The sequence below is a fragment of the Wandonia sp. genome (assembly GCF_984588085.1).
The window spans coordinates 1-2,665 of the sequence record NZ_CFIGVI010000081.1 but is presented as its reverse complement, the minus strand read 5'-3'; the positions used below and the strand labels follow the sequence as shown (position 1 = coordinate 2,665).

The window sequence follows — 2,665 nt, the reverse complement described above, 5'->3', positions numbered from 1 at the left end:
AAATCGGTACGCTTACTGATTTCGAGTTCTTTTTTAATTATTCCCAGCGTGACATAATTGCTACAGTTTTTTCATAATATTCTGTAGCCAGCTTATATTTCCCTGCGTTTCTCAACTCTCTCGATAACCATAAAGCGTATTTATGCGTATAGTATTCATCGTACGCTTCAAAATAGCCCACTGCTCTTTTTAAACTTTCAATAAAAGCGTTGTGATCTTCAAATTTGTATTTGTTCAAGTAAATATCAAAATGATAACGAAACTCTATTAAATTATCTTCATTACCCTTTAACTCATAACCTGTTTCTAACCACTTCATGATTCCTTCGATATTTTGTTGAGCTACATTTACTTCGAGAAGTGACATGACACTCAATAGCTTACTCTTTTTATCTTCTTTTAAATTGAAACCATCCAAAAAGTATTGTTGAGCTTTTTCTTGGTCACCAATAAGAAAATGAATGTCACCTATGTTGTTATACAGCATCCCAAAATAATTATTTAATCTCGCGGTCTCAGCGACTTTTGCAGCTTTTTCGTAATGCTCAAGAGCTGTAGTGTAACGTTTACGACGCTTAAATGAAAGACCAATAATCATGTGCGACTCAATAATTCTTTCTAAACAAAAATTGTCCTGAAAATACCCTAATGAAGCTCGTACATTTTCAATAGCTTGCAAATAATCAGTAAATCGATGATACAATGCCCCGATGATATAATGCATATCTGCTACTTCCCAGTCAGGCATATTTGTATTTTTCAATCTTTGTCCGATCTGTTCTAACAAATTTATTATCGTCTCTCGATCTGCTGTTTGATATTGAAACATATACAGACAGTGAATAATGTCATATCTTAATCTATTATCAAAATCTAGTTGATCTTCAATCCACCCTACTTCAATTAAATAGTTTGAATTGCCTTTCGGTGTCATACCAAATCTAGCCAATGTAATCATTAATGTTATATATAGTTCTTTAGACTGAAGTACCACAGGATTCGTTTTATATTCTTCTATTCTTTTTAAATAATTTTCTTCTTTCCGAGATAGAATTGCTTCTTTTAAAATTTCTCTAATTTCAAACTTCACCTGATGTACTTTTTCGCTAAAATCATAATATAGAGGGATGTCTAGTTCTAATCTTTCAAAGATCAATTCTAATACGGTTTCGCTTGGAGAAGTTTGGTTGTTCTCGATTTTACTTAAATAGGAAATAGAGCATATGCCTCTAGCGAGAACGGACTGCTTCATATTTTTTCTCATGCGCTCTACTTTAATAACGTTTCCGTAATTATGTTCCATATCAATTAGTAACTCCCTTAGTACTAAAGTATTTTAAGTTTCTTTAATAATAGGCTTTTTGTCACGTATTGAAGAAACTGATTAGAAAATGGTCTAAATAACAGTACTTTTTGACGATGATTTTCCCAACCTGTTGGTCTCCTTCATTAATAGAAAGCATGATAATATTGAACTAGTTAAAAAACTTCTACCGAATGCTTTAGTATTTTTTAACTAGTCCACTGACGTTTAGCTATGAATAAGGGGTGAAATCACAAATGGGAAAATTAAGTTTTCTACTCGCGGAAGACTACATTAAACCTAAAATTTACTTTAAGTCAAAACAACCATCAACTATGAATGACATATTTACTTCTGAAGATAAACAGTATTTTTCAGGTTTAGAAAATCTGTCCCCATTGTTGAATGCTCCTAGAGGTTTTATTGTAAACGCTTTTCAAATTGATTACTATCAATCCTTACCCCGACTTATCGCTAGATCTTTGAAAAAAACTAACTCATTTAAAAAGCTATACATTTTAGGACCAGAATTATCTCTTTCCATTTTAAAAAGAAGTACCAAAACCATTTACGAAACACAGTATAATGACTATGAGTATATTAATGTAGAGCAAGATACTAACTTCGTAACAAGCCAATGTGAAAAACTAATTCAAGAAGGACACATTTTATACATTCTTCCTGAGACGAACGTTTGTTGGAAACCGCAACATAAAACCGATTCTGCTGATCTTTCTCATTCACTTTGCAGCACATTATTGAGCCAGCAACTGCAAGTCCCTATCTTAGCAACAGCTCATGAGAATGGATCTGATAAAGTTATTATTTTCCCGTCAGACTCTCCAGATTCATATAGTGGCGAGCTAGACAGTCGTATCTACGCACAATCCGAAGCTTTATGTCACTTACTAGAATCTACAAAATTATAATTCACATGCACCTTCAACATACTAGGAATTACAGCTTCATCAAATAAACAATTAATCTAATGGAGGTTATTCAAATGAAAAAAATTACAGGAGTATTATTCTTAGCAACGGCTGTTTTACTTTTAGGAAGTGCAGTAAAACCATTGGCTGATGAAATGCCACGCATCGTTAAAGTTGAACAACCTATTAAATCATACGCAGATGAAATGCCACGTATCGTTAAAGTTGAGCAGCCAGTCAAATTATTTGCTGATGAAATGCCACGCATCGTTAAGGTTGACGCTCCTGTCATCCTTTTTGCAGACGAAATGCCACGCATTGTATGACAATGTTTTAAAAAAAATATAAAGGCATACAATCTTTTACATCAATCATCTTAGACGCCTCGTGCGTCTTTTTTGTTTGCAAAAGTCCTTTATATTTCAAAAAAAGA

3 protein-coding genes are annotated in these 2,665 nt (G+C 33.1%); 2 read left to right on the top strand and 1 reads right to left on the bottom strand.

What is annotated here, in order from left to right:
* Nucleotides 1-37: 37 nt before the first annotated feature.
* Nucleotides 38-1,303, bottom strand: a complete 1,266-nt coding sequence (locus AC4PL9_RS15020; RefSeq protein ID WP_271306300.1) for a tetratricopeptide repeat protein — start codon at nt 1,301-1,303, stop codon at nt 38-40.
* A gap of 257 nt (nt 1,304-1,560) precedes the next feature.
* Between AC4PL9_RS15020 and AC4PL9_RS15015 the strand changes: the two genes are divergently transcribed.
* Together AC4PL9_RS15015 and AC4PL9_RS15010 are read left to right on the top strand one after the other, a co-directional pair.
* The gene (locus AC4PL9_RS15015) at nt 1,561-2,232 is read left to right on the top strand and encodes a hypothetical protein (RefSeq protein WP_491605566.1); all 672 of its coding nucleotides are present in this window, start codon (nt 1,561-1,563) and stop codon (nt 2,230-2,232) included.
* Between the two features lie 59 nt (nt 2,233-2,291).
* On the top strand, nt 2,292-2,558 hold the full coding sequence (locus tag AC4PL9_RS15010) for a hypothetical protein (protein WP_491605565.1): 267 nt from the start codon (nt 2,292-2,294) through the stop codon (nt 2,556-2,558).
* The last annotated feature ends 107 nt before the right edge of the window (nt 2,559-2,665 follow it).